Source organism: Methyloparacoccus murrellii, from assembly GCF_054657115.1.
In genome coordinates, this window is sequence record NZ_BAAHXD010000032.1 from 1 (window position 1) to 22,663 (window position 22,663).

A 22,663-nucleotide genomic window follows, 5' to 3' on the forward strand; every position below is an offset into this window, starting at 1 on the left:
GTGGCCATGCCCGCCCGGTGTCCGCTAGGCATGTGCCGTCGTCAATGCCTGCAGGCCCTGCGCCAGTCGGCGGATGCCCTCACCCAGGGTTTCCCGTTCCAGCGCACCATAGGCGATGCGAAGGTGGCAACCCTCGGTCAGACCGAACGCCGCGCCGGGAATCACGGCAACCCCGTGTTCACGAATCAGCCGTTCGGCCAGGGACAGGGAATCCAGCGCCGTCTCCACCCGCAGCAACAGGTAGAAGGCGCCTTCGGCGGCGGGAATCCGGCAGTGGTCGCGCAGGGGCTCCAGTTGTTCGAGCACCCGCAGGCGCACCTCGGCCAAGGATTGCAGATGTCCCGCGCAATAGGCCTTGCCGACCGCCAGGGCCGCTGCTGCGGCGGCCTGGGAAATACCCGGCGCACAGATGAGGTTGGTGTCCTGCACCTTCAGCACGGCCGCCTCCAGGTGGGCCGGCAGGACCAGGTAGCCGATCCGCCAGCTCGCCATGCCATAGGCCTTGGACAGGGAATGGAGCGTCAGGGTATGCGCTTCCGAGCCCTCGCCGGCAGCCGGGGAGAAGTGCCGGGCACCCTCCCAGGTGAAATACTCGTAGGCCTCGTCGGCGATATGGTAGATCCCGGCCTCGCGGCAGAGCCGGTTGACGGCGCGGAGATCCGCCTCAGGGTAGACGGCGCCCGTGGGATTGTTGGGGGAAACGGTGACGATGGCACGCGTGCGCGGGGTGATGGCGTGCGCCAGCGCGTCCAGATCCAGCTGGAAATCCGGCCGGGTCGGTACCGTGACCGGTACGCAGCCGATCATGCGGACCGCCATTTCCTGGTTGAAGTAATACGGCAGCGGCAGGATGACCTCGTCGCCGGGATCGGCGATGGCCAATACGGCATTCAGGAATGCCATGTTGGCACCGGCCGTGACCAGCAGTCGCCGCTCCGGCCCCAGGGACAGGCCATTCTCGACAGCCAGTTTGCGGGCGATCCGCTCCAGCAGCTCGGGCTGGCCCTGCACGGGACCGTAGCGATGCTGATCCGGCCGCTCGCCGAATTGCCGGGCAGCTTGCAATGCGGCGGCGGGGGGCCCGTAGGACACCACTCCCTGCCCCAGGGAGATCGTGCCGGGATGCCGGCGCACCAGGTCGGCAATGACGGGGATGATGGGTGCCTGGACCTCGGCCAGAGGCCGACTCGAGCGGAAGGGAACTGTCTGCATGACATCAACCGGGCGGAAATGACGCCATTGTAAGACCGGGAACCACCGGCGCCCGGTCCGCTGAATTAAAATGCCCGGCTTGCGCCACAAGCGGAATCGCCTTGCCCTGTGGTAAAGTTTAGTAAATCACTGGGTTTTTTAGGATGTCTGACGCCGACCGACTGCTGAGCGCCCGCTGGATCATCCCCGTGGAACCGGACGGGCTGGTCCTGGAAGACCATGCGCTGGTCCTTTGTGATGGCCGCATCGCCGCCATCCTGCCGCGGGACGAGGCCCGGGCCCGCCATCCTGCGGCACGCGAGGAGGCATTCCCGCAGCATGCGCTGATTCCCGGCCTGGTGAACGCCCACACCCATGCCGCCATGTCGCTCCTGCGCGGCATCGCCGACGACCGCCCGCTGATGGAATGGCTGACCGACCATATCTGGCCGCTCGAACAGCGCTGGATGAGCGAGTGCTTCGTCCGCGACGGCAGCGACCTGGCGATGGCGGAGATGATCCGCGGCGGCGTGACCTGCTTCAACGACATGTATTTCTTTCCCGAGGTGACGGCGCAGCAGACCCTGCGCGCCGGCATGCGGGCGGTGATCGGCATGATCGTGATCGACTTCCCCAGCGTCTGGGCAAGTTGTCCCGAGGAATACCTGGACAAGGGGCTGGCCCTGCGCGACGAATGGCTGCACGACCCGCGCCTCGCCTTCGCCTTCGCCCCGCACGCGCCCTACACCGTCTCCGACGAGCCCCTGCTGCGCATCGCCACGCTGGCCGCCGAACTCGACCTGCCCATCCACATGCACGTGCACGAAACAGCCCAGGAGATCGAGCAGAGCCGCCAGCAATACGGGCTGCGCCCCCTCAACCGGCTGAAGCAGCTGGAACTGCTGGGCCCCGGCTTCCTGGCCGTGCACATGACGCAGCTGACCGATGAGGAGATCGCCCTGATGGCCGCCACCGGCGCCAGTGTCGCCCACTGCCCGGAATCCAACCTCAAGCTGGCCAGCGGCTTCTGTCCGGTAGCCAGGCTGGTGCAGGCCGGCGTCAATGTGGCCATCGGCACCGATGGCGCCGCCAGCAACAACGACCTGGATGTCATGGGCGAAATGCGCATGAGCGCCCTGCTGGCCAAGGCCGTTGCCGGCGATGCCAGCACCATCCCGGCACCGACCGCGCTGCGCATGGCCACCCTCAACGGTGCCAGGGCGCTGGGCCTGGACGCCGACATCGGCTCGCTCGAGGCCGGCAAATGGGCCGACGTCGCCGCCATACGGCTGGACGGCATCGAGACCCAGCCGCTGTTCAACCCGATTTCCGATCTGGTCTACGCGGCCAGCCGCCACCAGGTCACCGATGTCTGGGTCGGTGGCCGGCGACTGCTGGAGAACCGCCAGCTGACCACGCTGGACACCGACGACATCGGCCGCAAGGCCACCGCCTGGCGGAGCAAGCTCCAGGCCCGTGCCTGATCTCCTCGCCACCCCATTGCCATCACGCAGCCGGATGCCACCATGACCACTGCTGAAAACGTCCACGAACACGAAATCGAGAAATTCGGCGCCCAGGCCGACCGCTGGTGGGACCCGCGCGGCGAATTCAAGACGCTGCACGCGGTGAATCCCCTGCGGCTGCAATTCATCCGCTCCTATGCCGAGCTGCCGGAGCGGCAGGTGCTCGATGTCGGCTGCGGCGGCGGCATCCTCAGCGAGGGACTGGCGCAGGCGGGCGCCACCGTCACCGGCATCGACCTGGGCCGGGAGCTGCTGGCCGTGGCGCGCGCCCACGCCGAAACCGGCGGGCTCGCCATCGACTATCGGCTGACCAGCGTGGAAGCCCTGGCCGGGCAGCAGCCCGCCAGCTTCGATCATGTGACCTGCATGGAGATGCTGGAGCATGTCCCCGATCCCGCCTCGGTGGTGCGCGCCTGCGCGCAACTGGTGAAGCCGGGCGGACGGGTGTTCTTCTCGACCCTGAACCGCAAGCTCAAGGCCTACCTGCTCGCCATCGTCGGAGCGGAATACCTGCTCAACATGATCCCGCGTGGCACCCACGACTTCTCCACCTTCATCCGCCCGTCGGAACTCGACCACTGGGCCCGCGCCGCCGGGCTGGAACTGCTGGGCCTGGACGGCGTGGTCTACAGCCCGTTCACCGGACAGTTCAGCCTCAGCCGCCGGGATCTGGACGTCAACTACCTGGCCGTGTTTGCCAAACCGGAGGCCTAGGCGGATGCTGTCGCGCCCCCCCGTCGGCGGTGTCCTGTTCGACCTCGACGGTACCCTGCTGGATACCGCACCCGACCTGGTCGCCGCCGCCAACCAGGCGCTGGCGACCGAAGGCCTGCCGCCCTGCCCGATCGAGGAGATCAAACCCCACATCTCGGGCGGCGCGCGCACCATCCTGGGCTACTGGCTGGTCAAGGCCGTGGAGCAGCGGCCGGTAGCCAGCTACCCGTCCGTCAACCAGGTCGGCACAGCCTACCAGCCACTGTTCGAGCGCCTGCTGGAAAGCATGCTCGCATACTACGCCGACAATCCGGCGCGCCGGACCGGCTATTTCGATGGCATGGAAGCGGCGCTTGATGCGCTGGACGCACGCGGGCTGCCCTGGGGCATCGTCACCAACAAGCACAGCCGCTTCACCACCCCGCTGGCCGAGGCCCTGCACCTGAACCGCCGCGCCGGCTGCATCGTCAGCGGCGACACCACGGCGGAAAGCAAACCGCACCCGTTGCCGCTGCTGGAGGCCAGCCAGCGCCTGGGGGTTCGCGCCGAGTGCTGCGTCTATGTCGGCGATGCCGCCCGCGACATCGAGGCAGGACGGCGGGCAGGCATGGCCACGCTGGCGGCGCTCTACGGCTACATCGCCGACGACGAGGATGTCGACGCCTGGGGCGCGGACGCGACCCTGAGCCATCCGGCCGACCTGCTGCCCTGGATCGAGGTCAACCAATGAGCGGACGCCTTCTGGAAAACCGGGTGATCCTGATCACCGGCGCGACCGGGGCCCTCGGATCGGTGGCCGCGCGCGCGGCGGCGGACGCGGGCGCCACCGTCGTCCTGCTGGGACGCAAGGTGCGCCGGCTGGAAGCCCTGTACGACGCGCTCAAGGCACGCGGCGCCGCCGAACCCGCCCTGTACCCGCTGGACCTCGCCGGGGCTGGCGAGGACGATTACGCCGAGCTGGCCGCGACCCTGCAGCGCGAGCTGGGCGGCCTGCATGGGCTGATACATGCCGCCGCCGAGCTGGGCCATCTTGCGCCGCTGGCGCAGGTGGAGGCCGTGCGCTGGCAGCGGCAGTTGCAGGTCAACCTGACGGCGCCCTTCCTGCTTACTCGCGCCGTGCTGGAGCTGATGCGCGCCTCGGGTGGCGGCCGCGTGATTTTCGTCGGCGACTCGGCGGTCGCCGAGGGCAAGCCCTTCTGGGGTGGCTACGGCATCGCCAAGCTGGGACTTGCCAGCCTGGCGGCCCTGTTCAACGCCGAGGCGGGGAGCTTCGGCCTGCACGCCGAGGTCTACACGCCGGGCCCGATGCGCAGCCCGGTACGCCTGTGTGCCTATCCCGGCGAGGAACTCGACTGCCTGCCGTCACCCGATACCCACGCCGAACCGCTGCTGCGCCTGCTCGCGCCGGCTACACCACGCTAACCGCCACAACGGAGTCCGCTATGTCAATGCTGGGATATGGACGTGAAAGCATCTGCCTGCACCGGGACGTCAACGTCGTGCGCATCCCGGACGGAACGCCCGACACCCTGCCGCAGGGCCACATCGTCACCCTCACCCAGTCGCTGGGCGGCAATTTCACCGTACTCGACGAAACCGGACATATGGTCCGCATCGCCGGCGACGATGCCGATGCGCTGGGCAAGGAACCGCCGATCCACACCAACATCGCCAGCGGCACCGACCCCGAGACCATCGAGAAGAATGTCTGGGAAGTGCTGCGGACCATCTACGATCCGGAAATCCCGGTCAACATCGTCGAGCTGGGCCTGGTCTACCATTGCCAGGTCAAACCCCTGCCCGCGGGCGGCAACGAGGTCCATGTCATCATGACGCTGACCGCGCCGGGCTGCGGCATGGGTCCGGTGCTGCAACTGGATGCCGAGGCCGCCATCAAGAGCCTGCCCGGCGTCGAGCGCGTCCGGGTGGAAGTGGTCTTCGACCCGCCCTGGTCGCGCGACCGCATGTCGGAAGTGGCCCAGTTGCAACTGGGCATGCTGTAGACCGCCGGGGCGACCTTGCCCCCTCTCCCACCAACCGGTTTCCCGCCGGGTGACCCGCGCCCGGGCCTGCGCCATACTTGAAGCGAGGCCGGGAGCATGGCCGAGCATTGCCCCGGTCTCGCTGTCCGGATCACCTCATTTCACCAGGGAGACAAAGGTCATGTTCGAAGAATTCAAGACATTCATCCTCAAGGGCAACGTCGTGGATCTGTCCACCGGCGTCATCATCGGCGCGGCCTTCACAGGCATCGTCACCGCCTTCAGCAAGGGCATCATCGAGCCGATCCTGGCGCTGGCGGGCGGCGGACCGCAGCCGAAGCTGACCATCCCGATCATGCGGAAGATGATCGAGGTCACCGAAACGAATGCCGCCGGCCAGACCGTCACCCATTCGGTCAACAAACTGATCGAACTGGATATCGGCATTATCCTGGGCGCCGTCTTCAGCTTCCTGCTCACCGCTGCCGTGGTCTTCTTCGTCATCATCAAACCCATGAACAAGCTGGTGGCGCTGGGCCAGCGCCACCAGCCACCGGCAGCGCCGTCTGAAGACCCGGCCGACATCAGGCTGCTGAGGGAAATTCGCGATCTGCTGAAGCAGAAATCCGCTTCCTGAGGCTACCCGCGACTCCGGGGGAAGAACAGGCTCATGCCCCTCGATGCCCGCCTGCGGGAGCCCCGCCCGGATAGCGGGCAGGATGTCCCCGCCGCGCCGGCGGCGGGGCTACCGACCCACCCGCGGCCAGGCTGCCACCAGAGCCAGAAGGCTGATGCCCGCGGCCGACGTGAATATCCACGATGCGCCCCAGCCCTGCCAGAGCAAGCCGCTGTACAGGCTGCCGATGGCGCCCCCCACGCCATAGGCCAGGCTGCTGTAGAGTGCCTGCCCCTTGGCATGATGCGGTCCTTGGAAATTCCGGTGAACGATCTGCACGGCTGCCGCATGGGCACTGCCGAAGCTCGCAGCGTGCAGAAGCTGGGCCAGGATCAGCAACCCGATCCGCGCGCCGCCCCAGCCGATCAGCAGCCAACGAACGCCGCTCAAGGCCAGACTGCCCAGCAGCAGCGGGCGCAGGCCCACGTAATGGTGCACGCGGCCCAGGACAGAGAACAGCACGATCTCGGCCAGGACTCCCAGCGCCCACAACTGGCCGATCTCGCTATCGGTAAAGCCCAGCGCCTCCAGGTGCAGGGAATAGAACGCGTAGTAAGGCCCATGGGCCATCTGCAACAGCGACGCCGAGAGAAAGAAGCCGACCACCTCGCCACGGCGCAGGATGGCCCGCAAGGATACGTTGGCGGTCATCGGGTGCCGCTCGCGGATAGGGGGAACCGCCAGGCTCACGCTCCATTGCCCGACCAAGAGGCCAGCTATCGCCCAGGGCAGCGCGCCGATCGGAACCAGCCGGTCCAGCAGTTCGCCCATACCCCAGACGGCCAGCAGAAAGCCGATGGAGCCCCACAGCCGCACCCGGCTGTAACGATGCAGCTGGCGGGCCAGGTGGCTCAGCGTCACCGCCTCGAACAGCGGCAGCGTGGCGTTCCAGCAGAAACTGAACGCCAGCACGGTGGCCAGCAGCCAGAACAGCGGGCGATCCCGCCAGACGATCAGCGCGAAGGTCGCGCCGGCCAGAAAGCCGGTCCAGCGAATCAGCCGCAGGGTATGCCCGGTGCGGTCCGCCAGCCAGCCCCAGAATGCGGGTGAAACGATCCGGGTGGCCGGCATGACGGCCATGACGAGGCCGATGACGGCAGGATCGTAGCCCGCCTGCTGAAGATAGAGCGGCCAGTAGGGCAGCAGGATGCCGAGAATGGCGAAATAGGCGAGATAGAATCCCGCCAGCCGGACGACCGGCACCCGCTCGGCCATCGCCGCGCCCGGACCGCGGCGCTTCAGGCGCGGGGCGGGAGCGGTGTCAGAGCGGGTGCGACATCCGCATTCTGGGCCCGGTGGCGCAGGGCATGATCCATCAGCACCAGGGCGGTCATGGCCTCGGCGATCGGCGTGGCGCGGATGCCGACGCAGGGGTCGTGGCGGCCGGTGGTGACCACCTCCACCGGTTCCCCGTGCAGATTCACCGAGCGACCCGGCAGGCGCAGGCTGGAGGTCGGCTTGAGGGCGATGCTGGCAAGGATGTCCTGCCCGGAGGAAATGCCGCCGAGCACGCCGCCGGCATGATTGCTGAGGAAGCCCGCCGGGGTCATTTCATCACGGAAGGCCGTGCCCTTGGCTTCAACACAGGCGAAACCGCCGCCGATCTCGACGCCCTTGACGGCGTTGATGCTCATCAGGGCGTGGGCGAGATCGGCATCCAGCCGGTCGAAGATCGGCTCGCCCCAGCCCGGCGGCACGCCGGTTGCCACCACGTTGATGCGGGCGCCGATCGAATCGCCCTCCTTGCGCAGGGCATCCATGTAGGCTTCCAGCTCCGGAACGCGGTCGGGGTCCGGGCAGAAGAACGGGTTGTCGTCGATGGTCTCCCAGTCCACCCGGTCGATGTGGATCGGCCCCAGCTGCGCGAGATAGCCACGCACCTCGACGTCGTAGCGCTCGCGCAAGTACTTCTTGGCGATGGCGCCGGCAGCGACGCGCATGGCCGTCTCGCGGGCCGAGGAGCGGCCGCCGCCGCGATAGTCGCGGAAGCCATATTTCATGTGATAGGCATAATCGGCATGGGCCGGCCGGAACTGGGTGGCGATGTTGCCGTAGTCCTTGGAGCGCTGGTCGACATTCTCGATCAGGAGACCGATCGGCGTGCCCGTGGTCCGGCCCTCGAACACGCCGGAGAGGATGCGCACCGCATCGGGCTCCCGCCGCTGGGTGGTGTGGCGGGAAGTCCCGGGCCGCCGGCGGTCGAGGTCGTGCTGCAGATCCGCCTCGCACAGTGCCAGGCCCGGCGGGCAGCCGTCGACGATGCAGCCGATGGCGGGGCCGTGGCTTTCGCCGAAAGAGGTCACGGTAAAGAGTTTTCCGAAGGTGTTTCCAGACATGCCGATTCCCGGTCAGAGGGACCCGCCCAAGGGTGAGCCCGGTATGGTCTTGTTCAGGGGCCGTTCAGCTGCCGAACGCTCACAGCGCCCCGGTTTCCCGCAGACGCTTGACGATGGCCTGCGCCAGCAGTCTGTAGCCGGCGGCGTTGGGATGCACGGCGTCCGATTTCAGCGCCGGATTGCGTTCGATGTCGTCGAGCGCGTTGCGTTCCAGGGGGATGTTGAACTCGCGGGCGATTTCCTCGTAGAACCCCGGCGGCGAGCGCCGGAGACCGAATTTCGGCACGGCCACCAGCAGCACGTCGATACCCTGGTCGCGCGCCAGCTTGACCATCGCGCGCACGTTCTCGGCCGCCTTCTCCTCGCTGAGTGCGCGCAGCAGATCGTTGGCGCCGTGGCAGAGTATCAGGTACTTCGGCTCGTATTCCTGCAGCCAAATCGCCAGCCGACGCAGCCCGTCGGCGGAAATCTCGCCGGGCACGCCGCCATTGATGACCTCGCGGTTGACCAGACTCTGCAGCACGGCGGGGTAGCCCTGCTCGGGCAGCACGCCGGTGCCGTAGGTCAGGCTGTCGCCAAAGGCGAGTATCCTGCCATCGGACGGAATCGGGTTCTGCCGCAGGGTGGTCTTGCAGGCGACCAGCGCCAGCGCGAATCCCGCCAGCAGCAGGCACCAGAGCCGAAGGTGATTCAAGCCCTGCCTCGAAGGGACAACGTGGTGCATCCGGTCCTCCGCGGCCGCGCAGGCGGCACGATAACGCTAAAAGAAGGCCGCGACCTGCCCGGCGGTCAGCAGGAATACCCCGTCGCCGCCGCGTTCGAAGTCCAGCCAGCAGAAGGGAACCTCGGGGAAATTGGCCTCCAAGGCCTCCGCCGCACTGCCGACCTCGACCACCAGGATGCCGTTGGGCTTGAGATGTCTCCGCGCGCCTTCCAGGATATGGCGCACGCAATCCAGGCCGTCCTCGCCCGACTCCAGCCCGATGCGCGGCTCAGCGTGGAACTCCCGCGGCAGGCTCCGCCATTCGTCGGTATTGACATAGGGCGGATTGCTGACGATCAGGTCATAGCGCCGGTTGCCGAGTGCCGCATAGACGTCCGACTCGACCAGCCGCACCCGGTCCGCGAGTTGGTGCCGCTCGACATTGATGCGGGCGACGGCCAGGGCATCGGGCGAGATATCAACCGCATCGACCTCGGCCTGGGGAAACGCAACGGCGCAGGCGATGGCGATGCAGCCGCTGCCGGTGCACAGGTCGAGGATATCGGTAACCGCCTCCGGAGCATCCAGCCAGGGCGAAAAATGCTGCTCGATGAGTTCCGCGATCGGCGAACGCGGCACCAGCACCCGCTCGTCGACATAGAACGACAGGCCGGCGAAGGGTGCCTCATGCGTGAGGTAGGCCAGCGGCTTGCGCTCCTCCACGCGCCGCTCGATGAGACCGAGGATCCGTTCCCGCTCGGGCGGGGTCAGATGGGCGGTGAAATAGCCACCCGGCAGATCGTAGGGCAGATGCAGGGCATGCAGCACGAGGGCGGCCGCCTCGTCCAGCGCGCCCGCCGTGCCGTGGCCGAAGAACAGGCCGGCCTCGTTGAAGCGGCTGGCCGCATAGCGCACGTAGTCGCGCAGGGAAACCAGATGATCGAGCACGAGCTGACGATTCATGGGTTTAGGGATACAGGCCTACGGCCATAAGTCCTGCGGTTTCGTCCAGCCCGAACATCAGGTTCATGGCCTGCACGGCCTGGCCGGCGGCGCCCTTGACCAGGTTGTCGATCACCGACAGCACGACAATGGTGTCGCCATCCAGCGGCCGGTGCACCGCCAGCTGGCAACGGTTGGAACCGCGCACGTTGCGGGTGTCGGGATGGGCGCCGGCGGGCAGAACGTCGACAAAGGGTTCGTCCCGGTAACGCTGTTCGTAGAGTCGCTGCAGGTCGTCCGCCGGCGCCGCGAGGCGGGCGTAGAGGGTCGCATGGATACCGCGGATCATCGGAATCAGGTGGGGTACGAAGGTCAGGTGCACCGGCGTGCCCGCGATCCGCGCCAAGCCCTGCCGGATTTCCGGCCAGTGCCGGTGGCCCTGGACACCGTATGCCTTCAGGCTCTCGCCGGTTTCGCTCATGAGGAAGGGAAGCTCCGCCTTGCGGCCGGCGCCGCTGACGCCCGACTTGACATCGGCGATGAGATCGTCCGTCCGGATGACGCCGGCCTCCAGCAAGGGCAGCAGCCCCAGCTGTACCGAGGTCGGGTAGCAGCCCGGGCAGGCGATGAGACGGGCCTCGCGTATGGCGTCGCGGTTGATCTCCGGCAGACCGTAAACCGCTTCCACCAGTAGTTCCGGGCAGGCATGGGGTTCGCCGTACCAATGGACCCAGGCTTCGGCATCGCGCAGCCGGAAATCGGCCGCAAGGTCGATGACGCGGATACCCTTGTCGAGCAGGGCCGGCACCAGACGCATGGCCGTTCCATTGGGCGTGGCAAAGAACACGACATCGCAACCGCCAAGCACGTCGACGCCGGGCTCGACAAACGCCGTCTGGACATGTCCGCGCAGGCTGGGATAGACATCGGCGACCGCCCTGCCGGCATCGCCACGCGAGGTTACCTGGGCCACCTCGACCGACGGATGCAGGGCCAGGATTCTCAGCAGTTCGACCCCGGTGTACCCGGTGCCTCCGACGATGCCGGCACGAATCATGTATTACTCCTGTGTTGGTCCACCCGCAGCCGGCACGGCAGGAACGCCGGCCGACCCTCGCGCAGGCTCAGGGGTCTTCCGAAACCGGCCCGTTGAAGGCCTCGACCAGGCTCTTGAGCTTCTGCCCGGACTTGAAGGTCACGACCCGACGGGCCGAGACGGGGATTTCCTCGCCCGTCTTGGGATTACGGCCGGGACGTTCGTTCTTGTCGCGCAGGTCGAAATTGCCAAAGCCGGACAGCTTGACCGGCTCGCCGCGCCCCAGGGCCGCCTTGATCTCCTCGAAGAACTGGTCGACCAGATCCTTGGCATCCTTGCGGCTGAGGCCGAGAGTCTCGATCAGCCGCTCCATCATGTCGTTCTTGGTCAGCGCCACATCAATCTCTCAAACGCGCCCCACAGCGCTCGGCAAGGCTCGCCAGTACCCGGCCAACAGCTTCGTCGACACGGGCGTCGACCAGGGTTTCGGCCTCGTCCTGCCACACCAGGCCCAGGGCCACGCTTTTCTTGCCGGCCTCGACGCCGGCTCCGCGGTAGACGTCGAAGATCACGACCTCCTGCAAGAGGCTGCCACCCTGCCGCCGGGCCTCGGCCAGCAGCTCGGCCACCGGCAGGCCATCGTCGACGAGCAGGGCCAGATCGCGACGCACGGCCGGGAACCGCGAGAGCGGCGAGAACCGGGGTACGGCACGATTCAGCAGCAGCGCCTGATCCAGTTCGACCAGGAATAGCTGCTGCCCGAAATCCAGACGCTGCTCCAGGCGAGGATGCAGCATGCCCAGCCAGCCGAGCGGTGTCTCGCCCAGGTAAATCCGGGCCGACTGCCCGGGATGCAGGGCCGGATGTCCGGCGGCGGCAAACCGCAGTTCATCCACGCGCCCCGTCAGCGACACCAGGGCCTCGACATCGGCCTTGATGTCGTAGAAATCCAGCATCCGCGCCTTCTCCGCCCACTGCTCCGCATGCACGGGCCCCATTGCCAGCCAGGCAATGGCCTTGGACTGCGACAGGCCGTCGTGGGACGGCACGAACCTGAGGCCGCTCTCGAACAGCCGGATGCGGGTCTGCTGGCGGTTGGCATTCTTGATGGCCGCATCCAGCAGCCCGGGCCAGAGGCTGGTCCGCATGACGGCGAGTTCAGCCGAAATCGGATTCTTCAGCGCCAGGGGCTCCACGTCCGGCTCGACCAGGCGCTGGAGGCCGGGTTCGACGAAACTGTAGGTCACCGCCTCCTGATAGCCGCGGTCAACCAGCAGGTCCTTGACGCGATTCAGCGACAGCCGTGTCTCGGACGCGGGCTGCATGGCGGCGACCATGACCGGGCGCCGGCGCGGCAGGTGATCGTAGCCATGGACGCGGCCGATTTCCTCGATCAGATCGGCTTCGATGGCGATATCGAAGCGGAAGGCAGGTGGCACGACGGTCCAGCCCTCCGGATGCGGCTCGCTGCGCATGCCGAGCCCTGCGAGCATGGCTTCGATGCGCGCCGCGGCGATCGCCAGGCCAAGGACGCGATGGATGCGGTTGGCTCTCAGCAGGATCGGCTGGCGAACCGGCAGGTGTTCGGCGCTGAGCGACTCGACGGCCGGCCCGGCCTCGCCACCGGCCAGCGCCACGATCAACTCGGCGGCACGGGCCAGGGCGCGCGCTTGCAGCTCGAAGCTGACGCCACGCTCGAAACGGTGCGAGGCATCGGTATTGAGGCCGTAGCGACGAGCCTTGCCCATGATCCGCTCGGGCGTGAAGAAAGCACATTCGAGAAAGATGTGCCGCGTGTCCGCTCCCACGGCGGATTCGCTGCCGCCCATGATGCCGGCCAGAGCCAGCGCCCTGGTCTGATCGGCGATGACCAGGGTGTCGGCATGCAGGGTCAGCTCCTGGTCGTTGAGGAGCCGCAGCGTCTCGCCCTCGCGGGCATACCTGACGCGAATGTCGCCGTTCAGCTTCTCGGCATCGAAGGCATGCAGCGGCTGGCCCAGCTCCAGCAGGACATAGTTGGTGATGTCCACCACCACATCCAGCGAGCGCAGGCCGGAACGCCGCAGGCGCTCCTTCATCCACAGGGGGGTGGGCGCCGCACGGTTGACGTGCCGGATCAGCTGGCCGAGATAGCGGGGGCAGGCTTCCGGCGCCTCCAGCGCCACACCCACGCACGCGTCGTGCCCCTGCGCGACCGGCTGGATCGCCGGACTCTGCAGGGGCAGATCGTTGAGCAGCGCAACCTCGCGGGCAATGCCTTCGACGCTGAGGCAATCCGCCCTGTTTGGCGTCAGATCGACCTCGAGGAGGTTATCGTCCAATTGCAGGTAATCGCGCAGGGACATGCCGACCGGGGCATCGCCGGGCAGTTCCATGAGACCGGCGGCATCCTCGTCGATGCCGAGTTCCCTGGCCGAGCAAAGCATGCCGAAGGACTGCACCCCCCGCAGCCGGGATGCCTTGATGGCCATACCGCCGGGCAGCACGGCGCCTTCCAGCGCCAAGGGCGCCCGCAGGCCGACGCGCGCGTTGGGGGCGCCGCAAACGATTTGCAGCGGCTCCGCATGGCCGGCGTCGACGCGGCAGACTCTCAGCCGATCCGCCTCCGGGTGCGGCTCCGCCGCCAGGATTTCCCCCACCACGACGCCGGTGAACGCGCCGGCGGCGGGTGTGACGCTATCAACCTCAAGGCCCGCCATAGTGACCTGATGCACCAGTTCTCCCGTCGTCAGGGGCGGATTGATATAGCTTCGGAGCCAGGCTTCGCTAAAACGCATGGTGATGAGGGTAACGGACGCCTAGAAGGCGGCGAATTGCTTGAGGAACTTGAGATCGTTCTCGAAGAACAGCCGGAGATCGTTGATCCCGTAACGGAGCATGGCCATGCGCTCCACTCCCAGCCCGAAGGCGAAGCCGGTATAACGCTCCGGGTCGATATCGACGAAACCGAACACCCGCGGATGGATCATGCCGCAGCCCATGATCTCCAGCCAGCCGCTCTGCCCACACACCCGGCAACCCTTGCCGCCGCACATGACACATTCGATGTCGACCTCGGCCGACGGTTCGGTGAAGGGAAAATAGGAGGGGCGGAACCGCACCTGCACGTCCTTCTCGAAGAACAGCCGCAGGAACTCGTCCAGAATCCCGCGCAGATCGGCGAAACTGACATTCTCGTCGACCAGGAAACCTTCGACCTGGTGGAACATCGGCGTGTGTGTCAGATCCGAATCGCAGCGGTATACCCGCCCCGGCGCAATGACCCGCAGTGGTGGGGTGCGGCTTTCCATCACCCGAACCTGTACCGGCGAGGTATGGGTTCGCAGCAGGGTATGCGCGTCGAAATAGAAGGTGTCGTGCATCGCCCGCGCCGGATGCGAGGCGGGGATGTTGAGAGCCTCGAAGTTATGGTAGTCGTCCTCGACCTCCGGACCTTCGACGACCTCGAAACCGACCCGCTCGAACAAGGCCGCTATGCGGCGCATGGTCAGGGTCACCGGGTGCAGTCCACCGGTCCGCTGGCCGCGTCCGGGCAAGGTCACGTCGAGGGTTTCGCTGGCCAGACGCTGCTCCAGCGCCTCGGCCTCGAGCTCCGACTTGCGCGCCTCCAGCGCCGCAGCAAATCGGTCGCGCGCCTGATTGATGCGCGCGCCAACCTCCTTGCGGGCCTCGGGCGGCAGGCCGCCCAGAGCCTTCATCTGCTCCGTGATCAGGCCTTTCTTGCCCAGATACTGAACCCGGACCTGATCCAGCAGCGTCAGCGTGGATGCCGCGGCAAGCTCCCCTTGCGCCTGTAACAGTACATCCTCAAGGGTAACCATAATGGGAAGCGGGGCAGTGAATTCTGCTTGAAGAGGGGGATGAAACCTTCATGTGGCGGAGCACCCGGAATCGGGGCTCCACCGGGAGGGCCGACGGCTCAGCCCTGCGCGATCCTGGCAAGTTCGGCGAAGGCGTCCTTGTCGCGCACGGCCAGATCGGCCAGCACCTTGCGGTCGATCACGACCGAGGCCCTGCTCAGACCTGCCATGAAACGGCTGTAGGACAGCCCGAATTCGCGGGCGGCGGCATTGATGCGCACGATCCACAGCGCACGGAACTGGCGCTTCCTTTGACGGCGATCACGGTAGGCATACTGGCCTGCCTTGATGACGGCCTGCTTGGCGACACGGTATACCCGACTGCGGGCACCGTAATACCCCTTGGCCTGCTTGAGGACTTTCTTGTGGCGGGCACGCGCGGTGACGCCACGTTTTACTCTAGGCATTGGACCCTCTTTACTCTTCGGTCAGAAAACTCAGCTGTACGGAAGCATGCGCGCGGCGCTGCGCACATCCGAAGCATGAATGGCGTTGGGGCTGCGCAACTGACGCTTACGCTTGGTGCTCTTCTTGGTCAGGATATGACGACGGAACGAGTGGTTGCACTTGAAACCGCCAGATGCGGTTTTCTTGAAACGTTTCGCCGCGCCCCGGTTGGTTTTCAACTTTGGCATTACGCTCTCCGGTTGGCTCTAAAAACTCAAACAACAAATCGTTTACTTCTTTTTCTTCGGGGCCAGCATCATGACCATCTGCCGCCCCTCCATCTTGGGAAACTGCTCCACCGAGGCATGCTCCTGCAAATCCGTCTCGATCTGCTTCAGCAACTCCATGCCCAATTCCTTGTGGCTCAATTCCCGGCCGCGAAAGCGCACGGTAACCTTGGCCTTGTCACCGTCCTCCAGGAAACGGATCAGATTCTTGAGCTTGATCTGATAATCGCCTACGTCGGTACCCGGCCGGAACTTGATTTCCTTGACCTGGATCTGCTTCTGCTTTTTCTTGGCAGCGGCGAGTTTCTTGTTCTGCTCGAACCGAAACTTGCCATAGTCCATGATCCGGCAAACGGGCGGCTCGGCGCCGGGAGAGATTTCGACGAGGTCGAGATCGGCATCATAGGCCATCTGGCGCGCTTCACGACTGGAAACCACGCCCACCTGATTGCCGTCGGCATCGATCAGGCGAACATTGGAATACTGAATCTCGTCGTTTAGCCGCGGCTCTTTTCTATCGGCACTGATAACCAAATCCTCCCAAGACGGTTAAGGGGTCGCAACGCGCTCGTTGACTTCTGCACAGAGCTTTTCCATCAGCCCATCCAAACTAAAGAGTCCCAGATCATCCCCCTTCTGAGTGCGCAGGGAGACGGTCCGGGACTCAATTTCTTTCTCACCGACAATGATGAGATAGGGCACGCGCTGCATCGAGTGCTCACGGATTTTAAAGCCGATCTTCTCATTTCTCAAGTCGGACTCGGCACGCAGGCCCCGCGAACGCAATGCCATCTCGACGCCACGCGCGTAATCCGTCTGGGCGTCGGTGATATTCAGCACCATCGCCTGCACCGGCGCCAACCACAGCGGGAAATACCCCGCATAGTGCTCGACCAGGATGCCGATGAACCGCTCCAGGGATCCGAGGATCGCGCGGTGCAGTATGACCGGCGTGCGCTTGCTGCCATCCTCGGCGACATATACGGCGCCGAGACGCTCCGGCATCGAAAAATCGACCTGGATGGTGCCGCATTGCCAGACCCGGTCCAGACAGTCGGACAGGGAGAATTCGATCTTGGGCCCGTAGAAGGCACCTTCGCCCGGCTGCAGTTGCCACTCCAGCCCCTTGGCGTTGAGCGCCTCCTCCAGCGCGGCCTCGGCCCTGTCCCAGACCTCGTCCGAACCCACCCGGTTGACGGGCCGGGTGGAAAGCTTGACCTGCACCCTGGTGAAGCCAAAATCGGCGTAGACCTGGTGCAGGAGATCGATGAAGGAGGAGACCTCCGACTGGACCTGCCCTTCCGCACAGAAGATGTGGGCATCATCCTGGGTAAAGCCGCGCACCCGCATCAGACCATGCAGAACGCCCGACAGTTCGTTGCGATGGCAGGAGCCGAACTCGGCCAAGCGCAGCGGCAAATCCCGGTAGCTCTTGAGCCCCTGGTTGTACACCTGCACATGACAGGGACAGTTCATCGGCTTGATGGCGTAGTCGCGCTGCTCGGAAGCCGTGGTAAACATGTCGCCCTGGAACTTTTCCCAGTGCCCTGACTTTTCCCAAAGGGTGCGGGAAACGACCAAGGGGGTACGGATTTCCGCATAGCCATGATCGCGGAAGATCGCCCGCATGTACTGCTCGACAATCTGCCACAACACCCAACCCTTGGGGTGCCAGAACACCATGCCGGGCGCCTCTTCCTGCATGTGGAAGAGATCCAGCGCCTTGCCGATCTTGCGATGATCGCGCCGCTCCGCCTCCTCGAGCCGGCACAGATAATCCTTGAGTTCCTTCCTGTCCGCCCATGCCGTGCCGTAGATGCGCTGCAACATCTCGTTGCGGGAGTCGCCGCGCCAGTAGGCACCCGCGATCTTCATCAGCTTGAAGGCCTTCAGCCTGCCGGTATCCGGCACATGAGGCCCGCGGCAGAGGTCGATGAAGTCCCCCTGACGATATAGCGAGATCGGCTGATCCGCAGGGATATCGCGGATAATCTCCGCCTTGTAGCACTCGCCCTGCCGGAGAAAGAAGTCGACTGCCTCGTCCCGCGGCATTTCCCGCCGCTCCACCGGGAGCGACTGGGCAGCCAGCTCTTCCATCTTCCTCTCGATGGCCGCAAGATCATCCGGCGTGAAGGGCCGCTCGTAGGAAAAGTCGTAATAGAAACCGTTGTCGACCACCGGACCGATGGTGACCTGAGCGGATGGGAACAGCGACTTCACCGCCTGCGCCAGCAGGTGGGCCGTGGAATGGCGGATGACCTCCACACCCTCCACATCGCGACCGGTGACGATGGCAACCTCGGCATCACCATCGATGACCCGGGAAAGATCCACCAACTTCCCGTCGACGCGGCCGGCAAGCGCCGCCTTGGCCAGACCAGCCCCAATGGACGCCGCCACCTCCATGAGCGAGACCGGATGATCGAACTCCCGGCGCGAACCGTCTGGCAGCGTTATGACAGGCATAGAAAACCTCAAGGACAAAAAAAGCACCGCGCTGCGATGCTTTTCCAGATTTGGTAGGCGCGATTGGACTCGAACCAACGACCCCCACCATGTCAAGGTGGTGCTCTAACCAACTGAGCTACGCGCCTGCAATCAAGCCCATCATTATAGACAAATTTTGACGCATGACAAGCCCCTGAAGAAAATCGATCGCCATGCCCACATCAGCAGCCGCTCGCCCATGAGATTCCCTACCCGGCAAGGCTGCGCCGGACAACAGAAAGCCCCATCGAGATGGGGCTTTCGATCGGATCGGGCAAGGCTCCAGGGGAGCCTCGCCACACTCGGGCGCGACGTCCGGCGGTTACATCATGCCGTCCATGCCACCCATTCCGCCCATGCCACCCGGCATCGGCGCCTCGGCCTTGGGCTCCTCGGCAATCATCGCCTCGGTGGTGATCATCAGACCAGCGACGGATGCCGCATTCTGCAGAGCGCTGCGGGTTACCTTGGCGGGGTCCAGAATGCCCATGGTCACCATGTCGCCATATTCACCGGTAGCGGCGTTGTAGCCAAAGTTGCCGCTGCCCTCGGCGACCTTGTTGAGGACCACGGAGGCCTCATCGCCGGCGTTGGCAACAATCTGACGCAGCGGCTCTTCCATCGCGCGACGGGCGATGCCGATGCCGACATCCTGATCATGGTTCGCGCCCTTCAGGTCGCGGATTTTCTGCAAGGCACGGATCAGGGCCACGCCACCGCCCGGGACGATGCCTTCCTCGACCGCGGCACGGGTCGCATGCAAGGCGTCCTCGACGCGAGCCTTCTTCTCCTTCATCTCGACCTCGGTCGCCGCGCCCACCTTGATCACGGCGACGCCACCGGCCAGCTTGGCCAGCCGCTCCTGCAGCTTTTCACGATCATAGTCGGAGGTCGTCTCGTCGATCTGCTTGCGGATCTGGGCAATGCGGCCCTGGATCTTGTCGCTGCTGCCGGCACCATCGATGATGGTGGTTTCTTCCTTGGTGATCTGCACGCGCTTGGCGGTACCCAGATCCTCGATACTGGCCTTCTCCAGCGACAGGCCGACTTCCTCGGCGATCACGGTGCCACCGGTCAGGATGGCGATATCCTCCAGCATGGCCTTGCGGCGGTCACCGAAGCCGGGCGCCTTGACGGCCGCGACCTTGAGAATGCCGCGCATGTTGTTCACCACCAGCGTGGCAAGAGCCTCGCCCTCGACATCCTCGGCGATGATCAGCAGCGGACGACCTGCCTTGGCGACACCTTCCAGTACCGGCAGCATGTCGCGAATGTTGGAGATCTTCTTCTCGCAGATCAGGATCAGCGGGTTCTCCAGCTCGGCGCTCATGCTCTGCTGGTTATTGATGAAGTAGGGCGACAGGTAGCCGCGATCGAACTGCATGCCCTCGACGACGTCCAGGGTATTCTCGAGGCCGGAGCCATCCTCCACGGTGATGACGCCTTCCTTGCCGACCTTGTCCATGGCATCGGCGATGATCTTGCCGATGGCCTCATCGGAGTTGGCGGAAATGGCGCCGACCTGGGCGATGGCATTGCTGTCGGCGCAAGGCACCGACATGCCGTGAATGGCCTCGACGGCGGCCGCGGTGGCCTTGTCGATGCCGCGCTTGAGATCCATCGGGTTCATGCCGGCGGCTACCGCCTTGAGACCTTCGGTCAGGATGGACTGGGCCAGCACGGTGGCGGTCGTGGTGCCGTCACCGGCGATGTCGGAGGTCTTGGACGCCACTTCCTTGACCATCTGCGCCCCCATGTTTTCGAACTTGTCGGCAAGTTCGACTTCCTTGGCGACGGAGACACCGTCCTTGGTCACGGTCGGCGCGCCGAAGCTCTTTTCCAGAACCACGTTGCGACCCTTGGGGCCGAGGGTCACCTTGACGGCCTGCGCCAGGATGTTCACACCACGGATCATGCGGCTACGGGCATCATCACCAAATCGTACGTCTTTAGCTGCCATATTGCTTAATACCTAATGCGGTTGAATCGTTGAGGGATTGGAAGGGCGGGGATTCAGCCTTCCAGGATCGCGATGATGTCGTCTTCGCGCATGACCAGGATTTCCTCGCCATCGACCTTGACCTCAGTGCCGGCATACTTGCCGAACAGCACCTTGTCACCCGCCTTGACGCCCAGCGGCCGAACCTGGCCATTGTCGAGGACCTTGCCGTTGCCTGCCGCGACAACCTCGCCGCGAACCGGCTTCTCGGCAGCGGAATCGGGGATCACGATGCCGCCCGGCGAGGTACGCTCCTCCTCCAGACGCTTGACGATGACGCGATCATTCAAGGGACGAATTTTCATGAATAGCTCCTTGTGCCAGGTAGTTTGGTAAGGATTCGGCGCGGACAGGTATCGGCCGGAGCCCCCCTGTTAGCACTCAAATCAGGCGAGTGCTAATCATATAGCGCCGCCCACGGCTGTCAAGCCATGCGACGGCATCTGCTGGCATTACGGCTGTCAGACGGCAAGAACGAGGCGGGGCAGCCCTTCACTCACGCACAAGAGGCTCGATTCAGGGGATACCAGGGAGGAACGGCATGTCGGAGGCAGGTGCCGGAAGGAGGGACCGGAGCTCAGGCAACGCAATCGGTTGACCGGCGGCTCAATCCTTGACAGGCCGCTTTTCCAGCTTGCGCTGCAGGGTACGGCGATGCATTCCCAAGGCGCGGGCGGCCGCCGAGATATTGCCGCCATGCTCGACCAGCACCTTTTGCAGGTGCTCCCATTCGAGCCGGCGGATCGACAGCGGCTTGTCCTTGATCTCGACGAACTCGTCGCCCTGCTCCTTGTGGAGGGCGGAAACGATCTCGTCGGTATCCGCCGGCTTGGCCAGATAATGCACAGCCCCCAGCTTGATGGCCTCCACCGCGGTGGCGATGCTTGCAAAGCCTGTCAGCATGACGATCCGGGTGTTGGCATCCAGCTCGTGCAGCCGCTTGACCAGCGCCAGACCGGACTCTTGCCCGATCCTGAGATCGATGACGGCAAACTCGGGCTCGATCTCCTCGGCCAGACGAATGCCCGTCTCCACATCGGTGGCCACATGCACCTCATAGCCCCGCTTCCTGAGCGCCTGATCCAGCACGCCACAGAAGGTCGGATCGTCATCGACCAGCAGGAGAGAGGGGCGCTCCAGTGGTTCATCCAGGGGCATCGTATCGCTCATGCCATTCTCCAGGGGCTCGTCAGGGGCAGAACAATCCTCGTCTGGGTGCCACCCCGCGAACGCGGGGTCATTTCGATGCTGCCACCCAGGCGATGAATGGTGGAAAAGGCCAGGAACAGACCGACACCCAATCCATGATCCTTGGTCGAAACCGGCGCCTTGCCGAGCTGCTCGGAAACCGTCGGCGCAATCCCTGGCCCTCGGTCCAGCACCCGCAAGACCACCGACTGCTGATCCCACGAGACACGCAGGTCAATACCCTTGGGCGAGACCTCGGCCGCATTGTTAAGGATGTTCACCAGGGCGTGGGTCAGTGTCAGCTCGGCAAGAAACTCCGGTGCTGGCGAGTATCCCTGCTTCTGATAGCTCAGCTTGATGCCGGGCCGCTGATTGCGCCAACTAGCAACCACCGAGTCCAGATAGGCCGTGAGCGGCATGACATGGCCGCTTTCCGCACGGATTTCGCCGGCGGTGGCGGACATCACCGAGAGCGCCTGCTTGCAGCGCGCCACCTGCTCGCGAAGGATCCTCATTTTGTCCGCCAGCTCGGCATCCTCGGCGCAGGCGCATTCATTTTCGATTTCCTTGATGAGGATCGCCATGGTTCCCAGCGGTGTGCCCATCTCATGCGCGGCTCCCGCCGCCAGGGTGCCCAGCGCCACGACCCGCTCGTTACGGAGGCTTTGCTCGCGCGCCTCCGCCAGGCTGCGCTCCCGCGCCCGCAGGGTCTTGGCCATCTCGACCACGAAATAGGCCACCATCACGGCACTGAAGACGAAACCGAACCACATGCCGAACACGTGCAGATCCAGATCGTGCTCCGGCAGCATCGCATGCATCGCATGCGCGCTCTCGCCCTGGAAGACCAGCGGCTGGATGTCCGGCAATGGCTGGTAGTAACTCATCAACAGCGTGTAGCAGCCGGTCGTGAAGATCACCATGTACCAGGTGTACTCCTGGGGCAGCACGGTGGCGGCGATGATCAGCGGCAGGAGGAAAAACCAGGCGATGGGATTGGTGGCGCCACCGGTGAAATACAGGATGGCGGTGATCGCCAGTACATCGCAGGACAACTGGATGAACAGCTCATTCTCGGAGATCGGCTCTATCGAGCCCAGGCGCAGCCAGGTCCACCAGTTGAAGACGCCCAGCAGCGTCAGGATGCCCCACAACGGCACCTCGCGCAGCGGGATTTCGAGACCGTAAAGACTGATGAAGATGATCAGCCCTTCGCCAATGATCATCAGATTGCGCAGTACGAACAGCCAGCGCAGGTTCTGCCGCGCATCCCGTGCCAGGTGCGCGGGCGTGGGAATGCTGGAAAGCGGCCCCGTGCTCATGCAGGGAATCCCGCCCCCGGCCCGGTC

General features: G+C 65.0%; 23 protein-coding genes and 1 tRNA gene. 6 read left to right on the top strand and 18 right to left on the bottom strand.

Annotated elements, in window-relative coordinates; genetic code table 11:
• Positions 1–24: 24 nt before the first annotated feature.
• Positions 25–1,212: a pyridoxal phosphate-dependent aminotransferase gene (locus tag ACYQ1H_RS10115; protein WP_460027931.1), complete on the bottom strand. Its 1,188-nt coding sequence runs from the start codon at positions 1,210–1,212 to the stop codon at positions 25–27.
• Between the two features lie 143 nt (positions 1,213–1,355).
• On the opposite strand from ACYQ1H_RS10115, the gene ACYQ1H_RS10120 reads away from it, so the two are divergent.
• From ACYQ1H_RS10120 to mscL, 6 genes are all read left to right on the top strand, one after another.
• The gene (locus tag ACYQ1H_RS10120; protein WP_460027932.1) at positions 1,356–2,675 is read left to right on the top strand and encodes a TRZ/ATZ family hydrolase; all 1,320 of its coding nucleotides are present in this window, start codon (positions 1,356–1,358) and stop codon (positions 2,673–2,675) included.
• Between the two features lie 42 nt (positions 2,676–2,717).
• The gene (gene ubiG, locus ACYQ1H_RS10125; RefSeq protein WP_460027933.1) at positions 2,718–3,431 is read left to right on the top strand and encodes a bifunctional 2-polyprenyl-6-hydroxyphenol methylase/3-demethylubiquinol 3-O-methyltransferase UbiG; all 714 of its coding nucleotides are present in this window, start codon (positions 2,718–2,720) and stop codon (positions 3,429–3,431) included.
• 4 nt (positions 3,432–3,435) lie between these two features.
• The gene (gene gph / locus ACYQ1H_RS10130) at positions 3,436–4,161 is read left to right on the top strand and encodes a phosphoglycolate phosphatase (protein ID WP_460027934.1); all 726 of its coding nucleotides are present in this window, start codon (positions 3,436–3,438) and stop codon (positions 4,159–4,161) included.
• Positions 4,158–4,853, top strand: a complete 696-nt coding sequence (locus tag ACYQ1H_RS10135) for an SDR family NAD(P)-dependent oxidoreductase (RefSeq protein WP_460027935.1) — start codon at positions 4,158–4,160, stop codon at positions 4,851–4,853. The genes gph and ACYQ1H_RS10135 overlap by 4 nt, the downstream gene beginning before the upstream one ends.
• A gap of 20 nt (positions 4,854–4,873) precedes the next feature.
• Positions 4,874–5,434 carry a putative Fe-S cluster assembly protein SufT gene (gene sufT / locus ACYQ1H_RS10140; RefSeq protein ID WP_460027936.1) on the top strand — a complete coding sequence of 187 codons (561 nt, stop codon included), beginning with the start codon at positions 4,874–4,876 and terminating at the stop codon, positions 5,432–5,434.
• Positions 5,435–5,594: 160 nt separating this feature from the next.
• The gene (gene mscL / locus ACYQ1H_RS10145; RefSeq protein WP_460027937.1) at positions 5,595–6,050 is read left to right on the top strand and encodes a large conductance mechanosensitive channel protein MscL; all 456 of its coding nucleotides are present in this window, start codon (positions 5,595–5,597) and stop codon (positions 6,048–6,050) included.
• 108 nt (positions 6,051–6,158) lie between these two features.
• Here mscL and ACYQ1H_RS10150 read toward each other — a convergent pair whose 3' ends face one another.
• The 17 genes from ACYQ1H_RS10150 to ACYQ1H_RS10230 form a co-directional block, all read right to left on the bottom strand.
• On the bottom strand, positions 6,159–7,304 hold the full coding sequence (locus tag ACYQ1H_RS10150; RefSeq protein ID WP_460027938.1) for an MFS transporter: 1,146 nt from the start codon (positions 7,302–7,304) through the stop codon (positions 6,159–6,161).
• Positions 7,305–7,327: 23 nt separating this feature from the next.
• Positions 7,328–8,425: a chorismate synthase gene (gene aroC / locus ACYQ1H_RS10155; protein WP_460027939.1), complete on the bottom strand. Its 1,098-nt coding sequence runs from the start codon at positions 8,423–8,425 to the stop codon at positions 7,328–7,330.
• Between the two features lie 79 nt (positions 8,426–8,504).
• The gene (locus tag ACYQ1H_RS10160; protein ID WP_460027940.1) at positions 8,505–9,119 is read right to left on the bottom strand and encodes an arylesterase; all 615 of its coding nucleotides are present in this window, start codon (positions 9,117–9,119) and stop codon (positions 8,505–8,507) included.
• Positions 9,120–9,185: 66 nt separating this feature from the next.
• Positions 9,186–10,091: a 50S ribosomal protein L3 N(5)-glutamine methyltransferase gene (gene prmB, locus ACYQ1H_RS10165; protein ID WP_460027941.1), complete on the bottom strand. Its 906-nt coding sequence runs from the start codon at positions 10,089–10,091 to the stop codon at positions 9,186–9,188.
• 4 nt (positions 10,092–10,095) lie between these two features.
• Entirely contained in the window at positions 10,096–11,127 is a 1,032-nt protein-coding gene (gene argC, locus ACYQ1H_RS10170) for an N-acetyl-gamma-glutamyl-phosphate reductase (protein WP_460027942.1), read from the bottom strand.
• Between the two features lie 67 nt (positions 11,128–11,194).
• Positions 11,195–11,503, bottom strand: coding sequence for an integration host factor subunit alpha (locus ACYQ1H_RS10175; RefSeq protein WP_460027943.1), 309 nt, complete (start codon positions 11,501–11,503; stop codon positions 11,195–11,197).
• Position 11,504: 1 nt separating this feature from the next.
• A complete protein-coding gene (gene pheT, locus ACYQ1H_RS10180; protein WP_460027944.1) occupies positions 11,505–13,883 on the bottom strand; it encodes a phenylalanine--tRNA ligase subunit beta in 2,379 nt (792 codons plus the stop codon).
• Positions 13,884–13,904: 21 nt separating this feature from the next.
• Complete coding sequence (gene pheS, locus ACYQ1H_RS10185; RefSeq protein WP_460027945.1) at positions 13,905–14,927, bottom strand: phenylalanine--tRNA ligase subunit alpha; 1,023 nt, start codon at positions 14,925–14,927, stop codon at positions 13,905–13,907.
• Positions 14,928–15,025: 98 nt separating this feature from the next.
• Positions 15,026–15,373 carry a 50S ribosomal protein L20 gene (gene rplT, locus ACYQ1H_RS10190; RefSeq protein WP_460027946.1) on the bottom strand — a complete coding sequence of 116 codons (348 nt, stop codon included), beginning with the start codon at positions 15,371–15,373 and terminating at the stop codon, positions 15,026–15,028.
• 30 nt (positions 15,374–15,403) lie between these two features.
• On the bottom strand, positions 15,404–15,601 hold the full coding sequence (gene rpmI / locus ACYQ1H_RS10195) for a 50S ribosomal protein L35 (protein WP_460027947.1): 198 nt from the start codon (positions 15,599–15,601) through the stop codon (positions 15,404–15,406).
• Positions 15,602–15,643: 42 nt separating this feature from the next.
• Positions 15,644–16,174: a translation initiation factor IF-3 gene (gene infC / locus ACYQ1H_RS10200; RefSeq protein ID WP_460027948.1), complete on the bottom strand. Its 531-nt coding sequence runs from the start codon at positions 16,172–16,174 to the stop codon at positions 15,644–15,646.
• Positions 16,175–16,189: 15 nt separating this feature from the next.
• Entirely contained in the window at positions 16,190–18,106 is a 1,917-nt protein-coding gene (thrS, locus tag ACYQ1H_RS10205; protein WP_460027949.1) for a threonine--tRNA ligase, read from the bottom strand.
• Between the two features lie 51 nt (positions 18,107–18,157).
• A tRNA-Val gene (locus ACYQ1H_RS10210) sits at positions 18,158–18,234 on the bottom strand.
• A 215-nt stretch (positions 18,235–18,449) separates the two neighbouring features.
• A complete protein-coding gene (gene groL, locus ACYQ1H_RS10215; protein WP_460027950.1) occupies positions 18,450–20,087 on the bottom strand; it encodes a chaperonin GroEL in 1,638 nt (545 codons plus the stop codon).
• A gap of 53 nt (positions 20,088–20,140) precedes the next feature.
• On the bottom strand, positions 20,141–20,431 hold the full coding sequence (groES, locus tag ACYQ1H_RS10220; protein ID WP_460027951.1) for a co-chaperone GroES: 291 nt from the start codon (positions 20,429–20,431) through the stop codon (positions 20,141–20,143).
• Positions 20,432–20,732: 301 nt separating this feature from the next.
• Positions 20,733–21,296, bottom strand: coding sequence for a response regulator transcription factor (locus tag ACYQ1H_RS10225; protein ID WP_460027952.1), 564 nt, complete (start codon positions 21,294–21,296; stop codon positions 20,733–20,735).
• Positions 21,293–22,636, bottom strand: coding sequence for an ATP-binding protein (locus tag ACYQ1H_RS10230; protein WP_460027953.1), 1,344 nt, complete (start codon positions 22,634–22,636; stop codon positions 21,293–21,295). Before ACYQ1H_RS10230 ends, ACYQ1H_RS10225 begins: the two co-directional genes overlap by 4 nt.
• Positions 22,637–22,663: the final 27 nt, after the last annotated feature.